We start from the raw sequence: 17,892 nt of genomic DNA, 5'->3' as shown, positions 1-17,892 counted from the left end.
GGCTCTTTTGAGAGAGCCAGAGCGATCTTATTCAGATGCTGTACCGCCTGCAAGGATGCCGCCGTGAACCAGTCGCTCGCACCAGCCAAAGCTGCCGCCCTGTTCATCGTGGTGGTGGTGGCCTGGGGCATCAATTGGTCGGTGACAAAATCGCTGGTTCAGGCGGTGCCGCCGCTGTGGACCGCATCGATCCGGAGCTGGATCGCGCTGGCCGCCCTGCTGGTGATCCTGCGCGCCAGCGGCAATCTGATCGTTCCCCGGCTCGCCGATGTCCCCGTCGTGCTCAGCGTGGCGCTGCTGCACATGACATTCTTCTCGGTGCTGGTCGCGGCCGGGCTGCGCTATTTGCCGGCGAGCAAGGGCATCGTGCTTGGTTACACCACGCCGCTCTGGGTCGCGCTGGCGGCCGGCGCCGTGCGGTCCGAACGGCTCGGCATGCTCAAGCTGGCCGGCGTCGCATCGGGACTGGCCGGCCTCTGCGTGATCCTCAACCCGGCATCGCTCGACTGGAGCAATCTGCACGTCCTGGCCGGTGCCGCCATGATCATCCTCGCCGCGATCTGCTGGGCCGCCAACATCATCTACATCCGCTCGCACCGCTGGGTCGCGACCCCGCTTCAGTTGCTGCTCTGGCAGGTGCTGGTCGCGACGCTGGTGCTGACGACGATGGCGCTGATCTCGGAAGGCCCGCCACGCGTGACTTGGTCGCCGCATCTCGCACTGCTGTTCCTGTATTCCGGCTTCATCGGGACGGCGCTGGCCTATTGGGCGATGTCCATGGTCAACAAGAGCCTGCCGGCGCTGACGACTTCGCTCGGTACGACGGGAACGCCGATCGTCGGCATCCTGAGTGCAGCGCTCCTTCTCGGCGAGCCGATCGATCTCTCGCTGGCGATCGCCGCCGCATTGATCGTCGGCGGCATCGCGCTCAGCTCGCTCGCGGATGCGCCGGCGCGTGCGTAATTCGGGCCTGTACTCATAGATTCGTCACGTCCGCTTCGGCCTCGGAAGCTGACGTCAAAACCGAGGTCGCTGCATGTCGGCCCTAGGCCAACAGCAGACTCTGCTCTGGGAGGAGGCTTGCGCACGCTCGCACCAGCACGCTAGGGTAGCTAAGCGTTGTTTGGTCGAGAAATGAAAAGCAAGATCATCCTTCTTGTTCTTGGTCTCGGGCACTTTTTGAGTGTGCCAGTGGCAAGCGGGCAATCGTTTGACGCTGATGTGATCGGGCCAACGCCGTTCCGCGCGGCCGCTCCGGCTAAATGGCGCGATGGCTACATAACTTGGAAAGGGAGAAGAGTTTTCGAGCCTGATTGGCATACATTTAGGTCGGACCATGGGGACACGTTCGTGATCGATTTGAAATCCATTGTAAACATTGCCCCTGGCGGCACCCTCGTTAGAGTGGTCGCCTACTTGGTCGAAGGAGATGGTTACGACCCGAAGCGCCTGATGCAATTCGTATTCAACTGCACAGATTTCGTCGAGGTGGTGACCGCAGTCAGTTCTGATCGGCTGCAGCCCATCGAAGAGCAGGCCAGAAAACTCGCTTGCCATTAATGCCGCGAGGACGGTCGGAGACGATAGACCTTCTGGCCGATCTGACTTCCGCTTCGGGTCATAAGCCGCCGATAACTACCGAACCGGGCAACTTCCGCTTTATGACTGGAAGCCGACGGTTACGACACACCTTAGGCCGCCGCGAGCGGCCTGACCCGCAAGGCGCCGCGCAGGCCGGCGCCGGTGCCGAGCAGGATGCCGGCGATCGCGATGAAGGATGACAGCGACAGCGTCGACAATCCGGTCAGGCCCTGCCCGACCGAGCAGCCGAACGCCATCACGCCGCCCACGCCCATCAGCGCGGCGCCGGCTGACGAGCGCAGCATGTGCTGCGGCGACCGGTAGCCTTCGAGCTGGAAGCGCCCGGTGACGAGCGCGGTCAGAAGACTGCCGGCGAACACGCCGAACACGGTGACGATGCCGAAATTCAGCGTCGAGCCGGTCGACAGCATGATGTATTGCAGCGCATCGGCGATCGGCGCGATGAAGGTAAGCGAGGTCACCGGCGTCGGGTTGAAATCATCGGCGCCGAGATAGCCGGTCGCGTACCAGCCACCCGCCACCAGCAGGCCGACGATCAGGCCGGCCGCGATCTGTCCGGGCGACTTGCGGAATGACGTGTGCGAAAACGCGAAGATGATCAGAGCGGCCGCGAGCACGGCGGCCGCGACCATCCGCGCCGACGCGGCGCCGAGGCCTGCGCTCGCCAGCAGCACCGGCAGCGAATTGGCGGCGACCGTGGCCTGCGAGGCCTGCACCATCGCGATCCGCGCCGGCGCAATCAGGCCCTTCAGCGTCATCTCGGCAAAGATGCCGAGCACGATCACGACCACGAAGGAGCGCAGATTGCCGCGTCCGAGCAGCACCAGCGCGCGCGAGCCGCAGCCGTTCGACAGCACCATGCCGTAACCGAACAACAGCCCGCCGAGGAACATCACCGGTGCCGAGAACGACGGCTGCAGGTAGATCGACTTGCCGAGATCGACCAGACCCGCGGCGGCAAGCAGTTGCGAGGCCGCGATCGCAATCCCCATCGCCAACGCGTAGGTACGCACCAGCCGACCGTCGCCGTCCGCCCACCAGCCGCGCAGGCTGCTCATCATGCAAAAGCCGCTGACAAGCCCGATCGAGCCATAGATCAGGCCGATGATCAGGGCGGCGAGGATGACGATGGTGGCGGGGTCCATGCGAACGCTCTCAGGTTTATGCCGTCATTGCGAGGAGCAGCGCGACGAAGCAATCCATTCATCCGCATGCGCGGAGCGGTGGATTGCTTCGCTTCGCTCGCAATGACGGCCACTCATGGCCGCAAAATCACGCGGTCGCGCGATGAGCCGGCTACGGCTACGAATGCTGCCTTGGCCTGCTCCAACGGATAGATCGCCTTTGGATTGATCGGGAACGGCTTCAGGTATCGGTTCGCAAATCCGGACGCGAGTTCACGCAGCACCGCGCCGGTGGCGACCGACGACAGCGCCAGCGTATCGATGCCGACATAGGTATGCTGACCGCGATAGAATTCGAGGATGTTGAACTGCACGATGCGGTCGACCGCCGCGATCAGGATCTGCCGGCCGCGCAACGCCAGCGATTTGTGTGCAGCCTGGAAATAGGGATCGCCGACCGTGTTGTAGACGATGTCGGCGCCCTTGCCGCCGGTCAGCTCGCGCACCCGAGTCGCGACATCGGCGGCGGAGGCATCGATCACGTCCACTGGCGCGTTGGTATGACCCTCGTAGGGCTCGTTCTTGCGGACGACGCCGATCACCCGCGCGCCGTGCCAGCTCGCGATCTGCACCGCGGCCTGGCCGACCTTGCCGTTGACGCCCATCACGAGCACGGTCTCGCCTTGCTTCGGTAGCCCGGCGCGGCGCAGGCCTTCCATCGCGGTGACGAAGGGCACGCCGATGCCGGCGGCTTCATCCCAGGAGATACCGGCTGGCTTCTCCACCACCGCGTCGGCCTCGACCACGAGATGCGTGGCATGGGTGCCGTCGCGGCGGATGCCGAGGTCGCCGGACGAGCCGAACACCTCGCGCCCAGGCCAGCCCGCGGGACCGTCGATCACGACACCGGCGTAGTCGCGGCCGGAGGTGCGCGGGAACACGGCATAGGGCATCAGCCCGGTCGCCGCCTTCACGTCGGACGGATTGACCGCGGCAGCCTTGACCTCGATGAGCAGGTCGTCGGCCGCCCGCGACAGCGCATGGGTCTCGACCACCGGCGCCACCGCCGCCGCGGTCTCGGCCTTCGCCAACAGACGTACGCAACGCGCGTCGACGGAGTGGCGGTCTGCTTGCAGGGCGGGCGGCATGCACATTCCAGTCTTGGTCGCTTTTGCGCGAGGCAGAGCTCGCGCGATCGACGCCGCCATGCGGCCCCGCCTCATGACTAATCGACTGACCGTTCAATTCAAGCGGTTTATTGGGAGGTGTAGCGATGACGGGTCAGAGTTTAGGTGGCGGTGCCGAGCCCAGGATCGCCTCGATCGAAAGCCCCAGTCCGAGCAGCCTCACGTCACAGCCCACGGGACCATCGATCTCGAGCCCGACCGGCAATCCATCAGGCGTCATGCCGGCATAAAGCGACAGGCCGGGAAGCCCGGCATTGCTGCCGGGATCGGTGTTGCGGATCATGGTGCCGAAGGCCGGCATCATCGGGCCGCCATTGACCGACATCTCGCCGGAGCCGTTGGTCGCGTCGATCACCGGTGCAGGAGCAATGCAGGTCGGAAACAGGATGCCATCCAGCCTGTTGTCCGCGACATAGGCTGCATAGATCGCCTGCAACGCCGGCCGCTGCACCGCCATCACATCGTCATAGGCGCCGCCAAAGGCATCGGCGGTGATGGCGCCGAACGCACCGACGACGTCGGGGCTGGCGACGCCGGCTGCAATGTCGGCGAGCGTGATGCCCTTGATCCCGGATGCGGCGAGCCAGGCCGGGATATCGGCGATCGGCTCATGCAACGCGACCACGAACGACACCTTCTCGTTCTGCGCGAACAGATCGGGCATGTCGATATCGACCAGCACCACGCCGGCCTCCGCAAGCCTTGCGCACGCCGCGCGGGCGACCGCCTCGACGTCGCGATCGAGACCGCTCCAGAAACACGCGGGAATGCCGAGGCGGACGCCCCTCAACGGAATAGCGGTGGCAAGCGACGTGCCCGTGATCACGGAATCGAGCAGCGCGACATCCGCCACGGTGCGGCCCATCGGGCCGACGGTGTCGCGGGTATGGCTGATCGGAACCACCTGATTGTCATCATGGTAGCGTCGCTCGGCGCCGCCATTGCCGACGGATGGCCGCAGCCCAACGGTTGCGGTCAGCGCCGCCGGCACGCGGGTCGAGCCGCCGGTGTCGGATCCGAGGCCGCAGGTGACGATGCGCGCGGCAATCGCCGCCGATGTGCCGCCCGACGAGCCGCCGGGAATTCGTGTCGTGTCGTATGGATTTCTCACCGGCCCGGCGAACGGCGCAAGGTTGGTGCTGGTGATGCCGAAGGCCAGCTCATGCAGATTGGTCTTGCCGATCATGATCACGCCGGCATCGAGCAGCTTTTGCAGCGAAGGCGCATTGCGCGCCGGCCGCGCATGTCGCAGCGCCGGCGTGCCGCCCGAGGTCGGCAGACCTGATGTATTGATGTTGTCCTTGATGGCAACAGGAAGACCCGCGAGCGGGCCGGTCCGCTCGCCCGCATCGACCTGGCGCGCGGCGGCGAGCGCGCCGTCGCGGTTCAGCACAATGAAGGCGTTGAGATGCTTGAGCCGTTCGGCGCGATCCAGCGCAGCTTCGACCACGCTCACCGCCGTCAGCTTCCTCTCGCGGATCGCGGCCACGATTTCCGCGGCGGTCATCTCACTGCTGTCGGCCATTGAGCCCTGCGTCCCCTGGATTGCGGACGAAAGGCTATTCTTTCGGCCGCTTGTCGTAAACACGTTTCGCCTTGCCGAGCGAACGCTCCAGCGTCTCGGGGGCGACGGCTTTCACGCGGGTCGAAATGCCGATCGTATTCTTGATGAAGGTCGAGACCTTCTCGGCATGGGCGGTCAGCCCCTCACCGTCCCAACGCTCGGGACGGGCCTCGGCGAGCACCGTCATCTCGTCCATTCGGCCTTCCCGCGTCAGCTCGATGATGAAATGGCCGCCGCACCAGTCGGTCGCGAGCAGCGCTTCCTCGATCTGGGTCGGGAACACGTTGACGCCGCGCAGGATGATCATGTCGTCGGAGCGCCCCGTCACCTTCTCCATCCGCCGCATCCCGGGCCGCGCCGTGCCGGGCAGCAGCCGCGTCAGATCGCGGGTACGGTAGCGGATGATCGGAAAGCCTTCCTTGGTCAGCGAGGTGAACACCAGTTCGCCCTTCTCGCCGTCATCAAGCACCTGGCCGGTCAAGGGATCGATCACTTCGGGGTAGAAGTGATCCTCCCAGATGTGTAGGCCGTCCTTAGTCTCCACGCATTCCTGCGCCACGCCGGGACCGATCACCTCCGACAGGCCGTAGATGTCGGTGGCGTCCATGTCGAAAGCCTGCTCGATCTCGACGCGCATCGCGTTGGTCCAGGGCTCGGCGCCGAAGATGCCGAATTTCAGCGACGACTTGCGCGGGTCGAGCCCCTGCCGCTTGAACTCGTCGAGGATCGCCAGCATGTAGCTCGGCGTCACCGTGATGATGTCCGGCCGGAAATCGTTGATGATCTGGACCTGGCGTTCGGTCATGCCGCCGGAGATCGGGATCACCGTGCAGCCGAGCCGCTCGGCGCCGTAGTGCGCGCCGAGGCCGCCGGTGAACAGGCCGTAGCCATAGGCATTGTGCATCAGCATGCCGGTGCGGCCGCCGGCAGCGCGGATCGAGCGCGCCATCACGTCGGACCAGGTGTCGATATCGGCCCTGGTGTAGCCGACCACGATCGGCTTGCCGGTCGTACCCGAGGAGGCATGGACGCGGACCAGTTTTTCACGCGGGACCGCGAACATGTCGAAGGGATAGTTATCGCGCAGGTCCGTCTTCACCGTGAACGGAAATTTGGCGAGATCGGAGAGCTGCCTGAAATCGGACGGGTGCACGCGCGCGGCATCGAAGCTTTTCTTGTAGTGCGCGACATTGTCGTAAGCGTGCTTCAGCGACCAGGCCAGCCGCTTGGTCTGCAGCGCCATGATCTCGTCGCGCGAGGCGCGCTCAGTGGCGTCGAGATCGGCGTGATAACCGCCATCCTTGACCTTCGACTTTGCCGTCGCCATCACATCCCCCGCAATCGTTATCACTTGTTGTCAATGGTCGGCAGCCATGTGCCCGATATCACCCGCGAATGGCCGCGGAATTCGGCGATCACGGTTTCGCCTGCTGTCACGCGCACGTCGTAGATCCCCGAGCGGCCGCTGCGCGAGATCTCGCGCGCGGTTGCGACCAGGCGGTCGCCGAGCTTGCCCGGCCGGATGAAGGCGATGTTGCCCTGCGCCGCCACCACGCGCTCGTTGTGGCTGTTGCAGGCAAAGGCGAAGGCGGAATCGGCCAGCGTGAAGATGAAACCGCCATGGCAGATGCGCTGACCGTTGACCATGTGCGGCTGCACCGTCATGGCCATGACGGCCAGCCCCGGTTTGATCTCGACAAGCTCCATGCCGAGGCCCTTGCTGGCGTCGTCCTCCTTCCACATCGCGTCCGCGCAGGCGCGGGCGACTTCGTCGGGCGATAGCGTGGCCTTCACGTTCACAACGAACTCCCTGTCAGCGGACCCTTTGCGCGGGCTTCTTGAGTATCGTCATTCCGGGACGATGCGCAGCATCGAACCCGGAATCCCGAGATTCCGGGTCTGGTCCTTCGGACCATCCCGGAATGACAGCTAGACGTGGTCGTAATCGACCACGACCTTCTCCGAGCACGGCTTGGCCTGGCAGGTGAGGATGAACCCCGCCTTCAGCTCCCACGGCTCCAGCGAATAGTTCAGATCCATCGGCGCATCGCCTTCGACGAGCTTGGCGCGGCAGGTCGAGCACATGCCGCCCTTGCAGGCGAACGGCAGGTCCATGCCGGCGCGCAGCGCGGCATCGAGGATCGATTCGCCGTCGGCTACCGGCACCTCGCGGCGCTTGCCGTCGATGATCAGCCCGGCCACCGCCTTCGGCGGCGCGCCGGCGGGCACCACGGTCCTGGGCCGCGGCTTGCCGCCGAATTCCGAGACGAAGCGCTCGACATGGATGCGCTCCTCCGTGATGCCGATCTCGCGGCAGGTCGCTTCGATCGTCTCGCTCATCGCGGCCGGACCGCAGATGAAGACGTGATCGACGGTCTCGGCCGGCACCAGCGAGCGCAGCAGCACGCGTACCTTGTCGCCGTCGAGCCGGCCGTAGAGGATCGGAATGTCCTGCTCCTCGCCGGAGATCACGTGAAACACCGAAAACCGTTGCAGGAAGCGATCCTTCAGTTCCTCGATCGCCTCGCGGAACATCATGCCTTCGGCGGAGCGGTTGCCGTAGAACAGGAAGAAGCGGCTGTCCGGCTCGCGCGCCAGCACGCCCTTGACGATCGAGAGGATCGGCGTGATGCCGCTGCCGGCGGCGAAGCCGACATAGGTGCGCGCCTCACCGGCGGCGTGCGCGATGCCGAAGCGGCCGGTCGGCGTCATCACGTCGAGCTCGTCGCCGGCCTTCAATTCGTCCGCAGCCCAGCTCGAGAACGCGCCGCCATCGACCTTCTTCACGGCGATGCGCAGTTCGCCGTCATCGGGACCGGAGCAGATCGAATAGGAGCGGCGAATCTCCTCGCCGTCCATCGTGGTGCGCAACGTCAGATATTGGCCGGGCGTGAAGCGATAGTCGCCTTGCAGATCGTCGGGGATCGTAAAGGTCATCGAGATTGCGTCCGTGGCTTCGCGGCGCAGATCGTTGACGGCCAGACGGTGAAAACGAGGGGTGAGGGACATCAGCTCTTTCCCCCGTCATTGCGAGCGAAGCGAAGCAATCCATGCCTCCGCGCTTGCGGAGCGATGGATTGCTTCGTCGCTTCGCTCCTCGCAATGACGGAATGTGTGTCAGGGAATTCGCACATGGTCAATGACACTTGAAGTAGTCGAAGGGTTCACGGCAGCTCCTGCAACGCCACAGCGCCTTGCAGGAGGTCGAGCCGAATTCGGACAGCAACTCGGTCTCATCAGAGCCGCATTGCGGGCATGTCACGCTCTGCGCACCGAACAGCGCGCGGCGCGACGAGCCGGGCTGCGGCGGCGCGATACCGTAGTCCCTGAGCTTGCGGCGGCCATCCTCGCTCATCCAGTCGGTGGTCCAGGCCGGTGACAGCACGGTGCGGACCTTCGGCCGGTGAATGCCCTCGCGCTCCAGCGCCAGCTCGATCTCGAGCGCGATCATGTTCATGGCGGGGCAGCCGGAATAGGTCGGCGTGATCGCGACCTCGACATGGCCGTCGCTGACTTGCACATCGCGCAGCACGCCGAGATCGGCGATGGTCAGTACCGGGATTTCCGGATCGACCACCTGCGCCGCGGCGCTCCAGGCACGCGCGCAAAGGTCGGCATCGCTGAGGGCTGCGGTCACCATGTCGCCCCCGGAAAGGTCCGCTGCATCGATTGCAACTCGCTGAGGAGATGGCCGAGATGCTCGCTGTGCCGGCCACTGCGGCCGCCCTGCTGCATCCAGTTGCTGGACGGCAGCGCCAGCGTCGCCTCGTCGACGATGCCGGTGACGGTTTTCAGCCAGCGCGGCTGCAACGTGGCCGGGTCGACCACGATACGATCGTCGATCAGGCCGCGCTCGCTGTCGTCGACCGCAAACATCTCGCCGGTATAGGCCCAGAGGTCGTCAATCGCAGTCTGCGCGCGGCGATGGCTCTCCTCGGTGCCGTCGCCGAGACGAACGATCCATTCCGACGTATGCCGCAGATGATAGGCGCTCTCCTTCTCCGACTTGGCCGCGATCGCGGCCAGCGTCGGATCGGATGACGCCATCATCGCGCGCCAGTAGAGGTCGGCGAACGCCGCGTAGAAGAACTGCCGCACGATGGTGCGGGCGAAGTCGCCGTTCGGCTGCTCGAGCAGCAGCAGGTTGCGATACTGGCGTACGTCGCGCAGATAGGCGAACTTGTCTTCGTCATTATCCTTGCCTTCGACCTTGGCGGCATAGGTGTACAGCTCGCGGGCCTGGCCGAGCAGGTCGAGCCCCGTATTGGCCAGCGCCATGTCCTCCTCCAGCGCCGGCGCGTGACCGCACCATTCGGAGAGGCGGTGGCCAAGGATCAGCGCATCATCGGCACGGCGCAGCGCATAGAGCACCAGCGGCGTTTCGGAGACTTTGATGTTGGCGACGGCCATTTGATCAGCTCGTTGTTTTCGTCATTGCGAGGAGCGAAGCGACGAAGCAATCCATCGTACCGCGTGCGCTGAAGCATGGATTGCTTCGCTACGCTCGCAATGACGGCAAGGGGTCACATATGCCCGACTTCGTCGGGCACATCGTAAAACGTCGGATGACGGTAGATCTTCGACTCCGCCGGCTCGAACATCATGCCCTTCTCGGACGGATCGGAGGCGGTGATCGCATTCGACGGCACCACCCAGATCGAGAGGCCCTCGCCGCGACGGGTGTAGATGTCGCGCGCTGCCTGCAGCGCCAGCGTGGCGTCGGTCGCGTGCAGCGAGCCGACGTGCTTGTGCGCGAGGCCGTTGCGGCTGCGGATGAAGACTTCCCAGAGCGGGGTGTTCGGCGTGGCCATGGCTGAGATCCCTTATTCGGCGGCTTGCGCGAGCTGGCGGCTCTTGCGCTTCTCGGCATAGGCGGAAGCGGCCTCGCGCACCCAGGCGCCCTCGTCATGGGCCTTGCGGCGCGCGGCAAGGCGATCACGGTTGCAGGGACCGTTGCCGGCCAGCACCTGCTTGAACTCGTCCCAGTCGATCGCGCTGTATTCCCAGTTGCCGTTGGCGTTCTGCTTCATGCCGGGGTCGGGAATGGTCAGCCCGAGATATTGCGCCTGCGGCACGGTGGCATCGACGAATTTCTGGCGCAGCTCGTCATTGGAGAAGCGCTTGATCTTCCACCTGGTGGAGGTGTCGCTGTGCTGGCTCGCCTGGTCCGGCGGGCCGAACATCATCAGCACCGGCCACCACCAGCGATCGAGCGCATTCTGCGCCATCGCCTTCTGCTCCGTGGTGCCGCGGCACAGCGTCACCATGATCTCGAAGCCCTGACGCTGGTGGAACGATTCTTCCTTGCAGACGCGGATCATCGCGCGCGCATAGGGCCCGTAGGAGCAGCGGCACAGCGGGATCTGGTTCATGATCGCCGCGCCGTCGACCAGCCAGCCGATGGTGCCGATGTCGGCCCAGGTCAGCGTCGGATAGTTGAAGATCGAGGAATATTTGGCCTTGCCGGACAGCATGCCGTCGACCAGCTCCTCGCGCGAGGTGCCGAGCGTCTCGGCGGCGGCGTACAGATACAGGCCGTGGCCGCATTCGTCCTGCACTTTTGCCAGCAGCGCGGCCTTGCGGCGCAGCGACGGCGCGCGGGTGATCCAGTTGCCCTCGGGCAGCATGCCGACGATTTCGGAATGGGCGTGCTGGGAGATCTGCCGGGTCAGCGTCTTGCGGTAGGCGGCCGGCATCCAGTCGTTCGGCTCGATGCGCTCGTCGGCATCGATGCGCGCCTGGAACTGGGCTGCGCGGGCAGCATCCTCGATGCCGCGATCGTCGCCATCGGATGAGTTGAGCGCCTGCGTATACATGGCCGACCTCCCGCTGTGTTGTTAGGCAGAAATATATAACACTATTTTTGAATTTCAAGTTATTTTTGTAATATGTTCACGCACCCTCAAAGCGGCGCGCCACGGCCCCGTTGGGCCTCGGCAGCGGGCCGTCCTCATTGGTTGCATGGTCGTCAAGCCATTGTTCCGACGCCGAAAGTATTCCCCGATAGATCTCGCCGCAGAGCTTTCGCGCCGCCCTGCCCGGCCAATCCCTCGGCAGCAAAGGCGCCGGCAGCAGCGGGTCGCGCAGCACGACGCGGCGGTAGTGATGGATCAGAAGAATCCGCGCGGTGAAGGCCTCGGCGTCGGTCAGCTTGTCGCCGCGCATCATCCAGCCGTGCAGCGGCTCGAACGTCTTCATGAACTTCAGATAGGCGTCCCGCGTGCGATCGAGCGGCCAGCTTTCGCTGAGCAGCCGACGTCCGCTGTCGTCTTCGGCCGAGACTTCGAGGCGGATCGCGCGCGATGCCTCGTCGGGAATCGGCACGCCCGACGGCGCGACCCACACCCCGGGCAGCGGACTGCCGAAGCCGGCGTTCTTCAAGGCCTCGCGCGAGGCGTCGCGATCCTCGGCACTGCCGATCAGCAGCAGCTCGAAGCGGCCGGTCCAGTCCGACGGCGGCGGATCGTAGATGTGTTTCGTCGCGGTATCGAAGGTCTGCCGGCCCCTGGCGTTCAGCCGGTAGAAGCTGTTGCGGCCAACCTTGCTGCGCTCGAGCCAGCCGTCGGCGGCAAGCCGCGACATCGCGGTGCGCACCACGTTGCCGTCGATATCGAGCGACTGGAAGAATTCCAACAGCGTGCCGAGCCACACCGCACCGCCGCGCGGCACGATGGCGTCGCCGAACACGGTGATGATGATCGAGCCCGTGCGTGAGGGCTCACGCTTCAATTGGTCGATGATGCGGGCAAGCGGCTGCGGCATGCGCCACGCATAGCGCGTTTTGTCGGGGAACGACAATGCGGGCTTGTCTTCCCCTTCTCCCCGCGTGCGGGGAGAAGGTTGGGATGAGGGGGGCTCTCCGCAGCACTGGTGAGAGACGAATTCGTGGAGACTCCCCCTCACCCGGATTGCTTCGCAATCCGACCTCTCCCCGCAAGCGGGGCGAGGTGAAGCGACACTTTGCGAAGGTTCAGCGGTTCGGGTCCGGATAGACCATGCTGCGCCAGCCGCTGCGATCGAACGGCGCCCAGGCGCCCTCCTTCTGCGCAAGGCGATCGGCGACGGCGTAGACCGCGGCGGGATGATGGCCCATGCCGCAATGGCTGCTCTCGACCTCGATGCTGTCGGTCATCGACGAGACCTGCTCGCGGCAGCCCTGCCAGGCGCAGACGCCGTCGGTGCGGCTGAAGATTGCGGTGGTCGGCACCGGAGGCGCGCTGGCGAGCGCGCCGCCGAAACGCGAATCCTCTTCTTCGGCGCGACGGCCGCTCGCCATCTCATAGACCTGCCAGGCGTTGGTCGACTTCGGGCCGGCGGCAAACGGGCTGCCCAGCGTGATCACCTGGCGCACCCGCTCCGGCATCATCTTGGCGAGCTGGCGCGCATAGAGGCCGCCGAGGCTCCAGCCGATCAGCGAGACCTTGCGGCCGCTGGTTTCGTTCATCTCCTGCAGCAGGTCGACCATGCCGTCCTGCACGCCGGTGCGAAGCCCGAGGTTGCGGCCCTGACGCCAGCCGCTCACGGCGTAGCCCTTGCTGCGGAGGAAGTCGCGCAGCGGCCGGGTCGACATGTCGGACGCGATCAGCCCGGGCAGCACCAGCACCGGATGTCCATCGCCGCGCGGCGCGAGGCTGAGCAGCGGCAGCGCACCGAGGAAGGCACCGAGCTCGTGAATGGCGCGGCCCTCCAGGAACATCAGCGTCCTGGACGGCGGGCGTAGCGTCTGCGCAGCAACGGACATTTCAGCTCCTGTTTCAAAGCGATTGCTGCGACCGGCAGCCAGCGAAGCGACAACGGGATTAGGTCAATAAGATTGACTCACACGCCGCGAAATCGTTCCGCAACGCAGCAATTCGCCCATCCAATGTAAAAGCTAGGGAACTGATCCGTTTGGTGCAAGCGGTCCATCCCACACTGCACAACTCAAAGTGACGGCGTGCCCTGTCGGTCACAGCAGCCGGAGCGCATATTCCAGCGTGTAAAGCGCCAATCCTGCAAGGCCGCCGATCAGCGAGCCGTTGAAGCGGATGTATTGCAGGTCCTTGCCGACATTGACCTCGATCAGCGCGATCAACTGCTCCATGTCCCAGCTCTTCATCTGGTCGGCGATGAAGGTCGAGACGCCGCTTTTCTGCTCGGCCACGACGCTGCGCAGGATGGCGACGAGCCCCTGGTTGATCTCGCCGCGCAGCTCGGCGTCGCCGGCCAGCGCATCGCCGGCTTCGGTGAACATCCGCCCGAGCTGATGCTGCAGCACCTGCGATTCGCCCGAGGCGCTGCGTTCGAGGAAATCCTTGACGTTGGCCCAGATCGTGCGCCCGAGATTGGCGAGCTCGGGCCGGGCCATCAGGTCGCGCTTGAGGCCGTCGATGCGGTCGGCAAATGCCTTGTCGCCGCCGAGCCGGTCGACAAAGGACAGCAGCATGCGGTCGAACTCGCCGCGGAACGGATGCGCGGGATCGTTGCGCACCTCCTCGAAAAACTTCGTGGCCGATGCGATGATCCGGTTCACCACGAACTTGTCGGCGCGGTAAAGCCGCAAGAGCGTCGGCATCTCGGCGCGGACCTTGTCGCGGATGACCGCCATGGTCTCCTTCTGCGTCAAGGTCTGGTGCAGCACGCGCAGGAGGTCGTCGAGCAGGCCGCCATGCCTGCCCTCCTGCACGAAGCCGCGCAGCGCGCCGGCGGCAAGCGGCGCGACATCGACCGCGAGGATCTGCGTCGTGACGCGGCGGCTGATGAACTGCATCAGGCCGGAACTCTCGGTCGCCGACAGCGCCTCGGGCAGCATCCGCAGCACGAAGCGTGCGAGGTCCTCGGCCCGCTTGCGGTCGCGCAGCCAGTCGGCGATGAAGGAGCCGAAATCGATCTCGCGCAGCTTGGCTTCGACCGGACCGGATTCCAGGAAATTGTTTTCGATGAATTCGCCGAGCTTCTCGGCGATGCGTTGCTGATTGCTCTGGATGATCGCGGTGTGCGGGATCGGCAGCCCCAGCGGTCGCTTGAACAGGGCGACGACGGCGTACCAGTCGGCGAGCCCGCCGATGGTCGCGGCCTCCGCAAACGCCGCGATGAAGCCGAACACGGGATGCACCGGCAACAGCGCCTTCGCGGCGATGAAGATGATGAGGGTTGCCGCCAGCACGCCGGTCGCCAGCCACTTCACGCGCCGCAGCTCGGCCGCGCGTTCGACGTCGACTTGTGTTGCGGCAAGGGTGGCGGGAAGGGTCATGGCAACTCTCGGACGAAGGCTACCCTTACATAGGCGCCGCACACATTGGCGTCATCCTGAGGTGCGCGCAGCTTTGGCGCGCCTCGAAGGATGGCCGCAGGCACCGTGGACGCCTCCATCCTTCGAGGCTCGCCGAAGACGGCTCGCACCTCAGGATGACGGGGTTGGTCTACCCATCTCATTCGGTGTCATCACCCGCGCATGCGGGTGATCCAGTATTCCAGAGGCGGCTGTGCTTGAGCCGATGGGCCGCGGCGTACTGGGTCGCCCGGTCCATGTGCGCAATTGCGCACAGGCCGGGCGATGACAGCGGTGGATGAGGACATAGCCTCACATCCTCTCAGGATGACGCCGAGGAGACAAAAAGAAGGCCCGCGAAACGGCGGGCCTTCGAAATGGGAAGTTGATCGGACGCGCGCGGATCAGGCGGTCTTGCCGTAGACCTTGGCAAGATTGTCCTGCGCGGTCTTCGCACCGTCGGCGACGAGCTTGCCGAGGTACTCCGAGGTCGCCTTGGCGCGCGAGACGAACGTCTCACCGCGGGCGCGGACCAGGTCCGACTGGATCTGGGCGGCTTCGCTCAGCGACTTGGCGGAAACGAGCTTGTCGATGCCGTTGAAGAACGCCTCGGTGTCCTGGTAGATCGCCTGCTGGATGTTGCGGCTGATCTTGGCGGCCTCGCTGACCGAACCGGCGACGGCGGACTCGATCACGGCAGTGACCTTCTCGGAGCCGGCATAAGCGTCGGCGGCGCGGGTCTTGGCGGTCTCGGCCTGCTTCTTCACGAACTCACGGGCGGCTTCCGGAACTTCCATGTTCTGGAGCTTGGTGAACGCCTCGGTGACGGGCGCGAAGGCTTCCTTGACGCTGTTCAGCACGGAATTGGTTTCGGTGGTCATTGGGGTCTCTCCATCCTCAGGTTTGAGCTATGGGCTCACCCCGTCCGGATTGGCCCGGGGCACGAGTGTTGTGCCACAGTTAATGGTGCGCCGCAATATCAATGTTGCAGCGCGATATCACGAACCCGTGAATAGCAATAAAATCGAGCAATCTGCCGCCTGGATAGGCAAATAAAGGTACAATGCTACGCCTGAACCGCCCCCGGCAGCCCGTAGGCCTCCATCTGGGCCCGAACCTGCGCCACATTGTGCCCGAGCACGACGATGTCGTGCGTCCTGCCCTCGACGTCCCGGACGTGGTCGCGCAGCAGGGCCTCCGCCTTGAAGCCGAGGCTTTCGAACAGCGCGATCGCCGCCCGCTGGTCGACCGTCATCTGCACCGAGAACTTCTCCAGCCCCGCCCCCAGCGCGATGGCGAAAGTCTCCTGCGACAGCGCCCGGCCGACACCCTGCCCACGGACGTCGAGCGACACCACCATCCTGATTTCGCCGACATGCGGCGACCAGGAGTGCGGATCGCGCACCAGGGTGCCGCAGCCGACCACCTTGCCGTCCTTGACCGCGAGCAGGCTTGTGATGTCGCCGCGCTCGATCTCGTTGACCCAGGCCGACAGCACCTTCGGCTGAGAGATGTTGCGCGGCAGGAATAGCAAATCATGCGTCGGCAGCTTTTGCGCGAAGGCCAGCACCGCGGCCTCGTCGGCGCGATTCATCAGGCGGAACTCGATGTCGCCGGCCTCGGTCTTGACGTGGCGCGGGTAGGAACGTTGTTCGGTCATCTCGCTCTCTTATGTCGATCTCTTGCCCAACCAGGAATCCAGCTTCGGCCATAGCCGCTTGATGGCGTTGGCGCCGGCAACGAGCGAGACGTGACCGCCTTTCAGCATCACCTCCTCCTTGTCCTCGGAGCCGATCTTGGTGATCAGATGCTTGGCCGCATCATACGGCACGATGTGATCGTGCTCGGCGACCGCATGCAGGATCGGCACCTTGATGTCGGCGAGCTTCGCCTCGCGGCCGCCGACGCTCATGGTGTCGTTGTAAAGCTTGTTGTCCCACATCAGGTCCTTGGTGATGGCGCGGAAATATTCGCCGGCGAGCGGCAGCGTGTCGGTCGCCCAGCGGTCGAACATCCGGTACGACTTCACGAACTCGTCGTTCCAGATATTGTCCCAGAGCTGCACCTGGCCCGCCACCCGCGAGGCCGGCCGCAGCATGTCGAACGATTGCAGGATCAACTCGGGCGGCATGTTGCCGACGCTGTCGATCAGGCGGTCGACATCGAAGTAGCGGCGGTCGGCGAAATTCGAGAACAGCTTCATCTCGCGGAAATCGATCGGCGTGGTGAAGCAGATCAGATTCTTCATCGGCCCGTCCTTGAAGATCGAGCCATAGAGCAGCGACAGCACGCCGCCGAAGCAGTAGCCGATGACGGAGATGTCCTGCTCGCCGGAATCCTGCTGCACGCGGCGGATCGAGTCCGGGATGAAGTCGAGGACGTAGTCCTCCATGCGCAGCGATTTCTCTTCCGGCTTGGGCGCGGTCCAGTCCAGCATGTAGACGTCGTAGCCGTGCTTGAGCAGGAATTCGATGAAGCTTTGCCCCGGCACCAGATCGAGGATGTAGCCGCGATTGGTGGTCGCCATTACGATCAGCACCGGCACGCGGTAGACTTCGCTCGCCTGCGGCCGGTAGTGATAGAGGTTCATGGTGCCGCGCGAATACAGCACATCCTTCGGCGTCTCGCCGAGCGAAGGGCCGGAGGTCGAGAAATACTCGACGCCCTTGATGCTGCGCTGGATCGCGCGCTGCACCTCGGACTGAACGCGTTCCGCGATCGAAGCGACGTCAAAGCCGGTGGGAGCGTTCATGTCGCCCCTCCCTCCGATGGCGGACGCTTGGTGCGCGGCGGACGCGGCGTGGCGCCGTAACCATCCTCCGGCGCCAGCGAATTGTGGTGCACCTGCTGCAGCAGCGACTTGATCTCGCCAAGCTGGCCCTCGATCGACTGCAGCCGCTCGGCCATGCCGACGAGCTGGGCACGGCTCGGCAGGTTCATCGCCAAGAGATATTTCTCCATTGCCTCGGAGAACTGCTTCTGCGCCCCGGCCGCCGCACCACCGGCCTGATTCATCATCCTGGAGAATTCCGGCGATGCCATCAGCTGGCTGCCGAACGAGTTGAACCCCTTCTCCATCTCGCCAATCAACGTCTGCCAGATCACGGCAGGGTCGTTGCCCTTGTCGGCCATTCCGCGCTCCTCCAATTCCGAGCGCTTGCCGCG

The 17,892-nt window shown here is 64.8% G+C and carries 19 protein-coding genes; 2 read left to right on the top strand and 17 right to left on the bottom strand.

The window, feature by feature from the left end:
- Nucleotides 1-63: 63 nt before the first annotated feature.
- Nucleotides 64-963: a DMT family transporter gene (locus IC762_RS10995; protein ID WP_195788816.1), complete on the top strand. Its 900-nt coding sequence runs from the start codon at nt 64-66 to the stop codon at nt 961-963.
- Between the two features lie 171 nt (nt 964-1,134).
- Nucleotides 1,135-1,560, top strand: a complete 426-nt coding sequence (locus tag IC762_RS10990) for a hypothetical protein (RefSeq protein WP_195788815.1) — start codon at nt 1,135-1,137, stop codon at nt 1,558-1,560.
- A gap of 131 nt (nt 1,561-1,691) precedes the next feature.
- On the opposite strand, the gene IC762_RS10985 is transcribed toward IC762_RS10990, so the two are convergent.
- The 17 genes from IC762_RS10985 to IC762_RS10905 all read right to left on the bottom strand — a co-directional run bounded on the left by IC762_RS10985 (nt 1,692) and on the right by IC762_RS10905 (nt 17,859).
- Nucleotides 1,692-2,747 (bottom strand): YeeE/YedE family protein, encoded by a 1,056-nt coding sequence (locus IC762_RS10985; RefSeq protein WP_195788814.1) that lies wholly within the window; start codon nt 2,745-2,747, stop codon nt 1,692-1,694.
- A 113-nt stretch (nt 2,748-2,860) separates the two neighbouring features.
- Complete coding sequence (locus tag IC762_RS10980; protein WP_195788813.1) at nt 2,861-3,874, bottom strand: quinone oxidoreductase family protein; 1,014 nt, start codon at nt 3,872-3,874, stop codon at nt 2,861-2,863.
- Between the two features lie 133 nt (nt 3,875-4,007).
- Nucleotides 4,008-5,438 (bottom strand): indoleacetamide hydrolase, encoded by a 1,431-nt coding sequence (gene iaaH, locus IC762_RS10975; RefSeq protein ID WP_195788812.1) that lies wholly within the window; start codon nt 5,436-5,438, stop codon nt 4,008-4,010.
- 34 nt (nt 5,439-5,472) lie between these two features.
- Nucleotides 5,473-6,804 (bottom strand): phenylacetate--CoA ligase PaaK, encoded by a 1,332-nt coding sequence (paaK, locus tag IC762_RS10970; RefSeq protein WP_195788811.1) that lies wholly within the window; start codon nt 6,802-6,804, stop codon nt 5,473-5,475.
- Nucleotides 6,805-6,824: 20 nt separating this feature from the next.
- Nucleotides 6,825-7,277, bottom strand: coding sequence for a hydroxyphenylacetyl-CoA thioesterase PaaI (paaI, locus tag IC762_RS10965; RefSeq protein WP_195788810.1), 453 nt, complete (start codon nt 7,275-7,277; stop codon nt 6,825-6,827).
- Between the two features lie 129 nt (nt 7,278-7,406).
- Nucleotides 7,407-8,486: a 1,2-phenylacetyl-CoA epoxidase subunit PaaE gene (gene paaE, locus IC762_RS10960; protein ID WP_195788809.1), complete on the bottom strand. Its 1,080-nt coding sequence runs from the start codon at nt 8,484-8,486 to the stop codon at nt 7,407-7,409.
- A gap of 127 nt (nt 8,487-8,613) precedes the next feature.
- Nucleotides 8,614-9,117 carry a 1,2-phenylacetyl-CoA epoxidase subunit PaaD gene (gene paaD / locus IC762_RS10955; RefSeq protein WP_195788808.1) on the bottom strand — a complete coding sequence of 168 codons (504 nt, stop codon included), beginning with the start codon at nt 9,115-9,117 and terminating at the stop codon, nt 8,614-8,616.
- Entirely contained in the window at nt 9,111-9,887 is a 777-nt protein-coding gene (gene paaC / locus IC762_RS10950; RefSeq protein WP_195788807.1) for a 1,2-phenylacetyl-CoA epoxidase subunit PaaC, read from the bottom strand. Before paaC ends, paaD begins: the two co-directional genes overlap by 7 nt.
- 113 nt (nt 9,888-10,000) lie before the next feature.
- A complete protein-coding gene (paaB, locus tag IC762_RS10945) occupies nt 10,001-10,288 on the bottom strand; it encodes a 1,2-phenylacetyl-CoA epoxidase subunit PaaB (protein WP_066504298.1) in 288 nt (95 codons plus the stop codon).
- A 12-nt stretch (nt 10,289-10,300) separates the two neighbouring features.
- Nucleotides 10,301-11,293, bottom strand: coding sequence for a 1,2-phenylacetyl-CoA epoxidase subunit PaaA (gene paaA / locus IC762_RS10940; RefSeq protein WP_195788806.1), 993 nt, complete (start codon nt 11,291-11,293; stop codon nt 10,301-10,303).
- Nucleotides 11,294-11,369: 76 nt separating this feature from the next.
- Complete coding sequence (paaX, locus tag IC762_RS10935; RefSeq protein WP_195788805.1) at nt 11,370-12,239, bottom strand: phenylacetic acid degradation operon negative regulatory protein PaaX; 870 nt, start codon at nt 12,237-12,239, stop codon at nt 11,370-11,372.
- 208 nt (nt 12,240-12,447) lie between these two features.
- Complete coding sequence (locus IC762_RS10930) at nt 12,448-13,218, bottom strand: esterase/lipase family protein (RefSeq protein ID WP_195788804.1); 771 nt, start codon at nt 13,216-13,218, stop codon at nt 12,448-12,450.
- Between the two features lie 207 nt (nt 13,219-13,425).
- Complete coding sequence (locus IC762_RS10925; RefSeq protein WP_195788803.1) at nt 13,426-14,709, bottom strand: DUF445 domain-containing protein; 1,284 nt, start codon at nt 14,707-14,709, stop codon at nt 13,426-13,428.
- 422 nt (nt 14,710-15,131) lie between these two features.
- The gene (locus IC762_RS10920) at nt 15,132-15,608 is read right to left on the bottom strand and encodes a phasin (RefSeq protein WP_195788802.1); all 477 of its coding nucleotides are present in this window, start codon (nt 15,606-15,608) and stop codon (nt 15,132-15,134) included.
- Between the two features lie 185 nt (nt 15,609-15,793).
- Nucleotides 15,794-16,387, bottom strand: a complete 594-nt coding sequence (locus IC762_RS10915; RefSeq protein WP_195788801.1) for a GNAT family N-acetyltransferase — start codon at nt 16,385-16,387, stop codon at nt 15,794-15,796.
- A 9-nt stretch (nt 16,388-16,396) separates the two neighbouring features.
- On the bottom strand, nt 16,397-17,479 hold the full coding sequence (locus IC762_RS10910) for a PHA/PHB synthase family protein (protein ID WP_195788800.1): 1,083 nt from the start codon (nt 17,477-17,479) through the stop codon (nt 16,397-16,399).
- Nucleotides 17,476-17,859 (bottom strand): hypothetical protein, encoded by a 384-nt coding sequence (locus IC762_RS10905; protein WP_195788799.1) that lies wholly within the window; start codon nt 17,857-17,859, stop codon nt 17,476-17,478. The genes IC762_RS10910 and IC762_RS10905 overlap by 4 nt, the downstream gene beginning before the upstream one ends.
- Between the last annotated feature and the right edge of the window lie 33 nt (nt 17,860-17,892).

Origin of the sequence: Bradyrhizobium genosp. L, from assembly GCF_015624485.1 — a bacterium.
Taxonomy (GTDB): domain Bacteria; phylum Pseudomonadota; class Alphaproteobacteria; order Rhizobiales; family Xanthobacteraceae; genus Bradyrhizobium.
The sequence above is the reverse complement of the archived record's forward strand: the minus strand, read 5'-3'. Positions and strand labels throughout refer to the sequence as shown.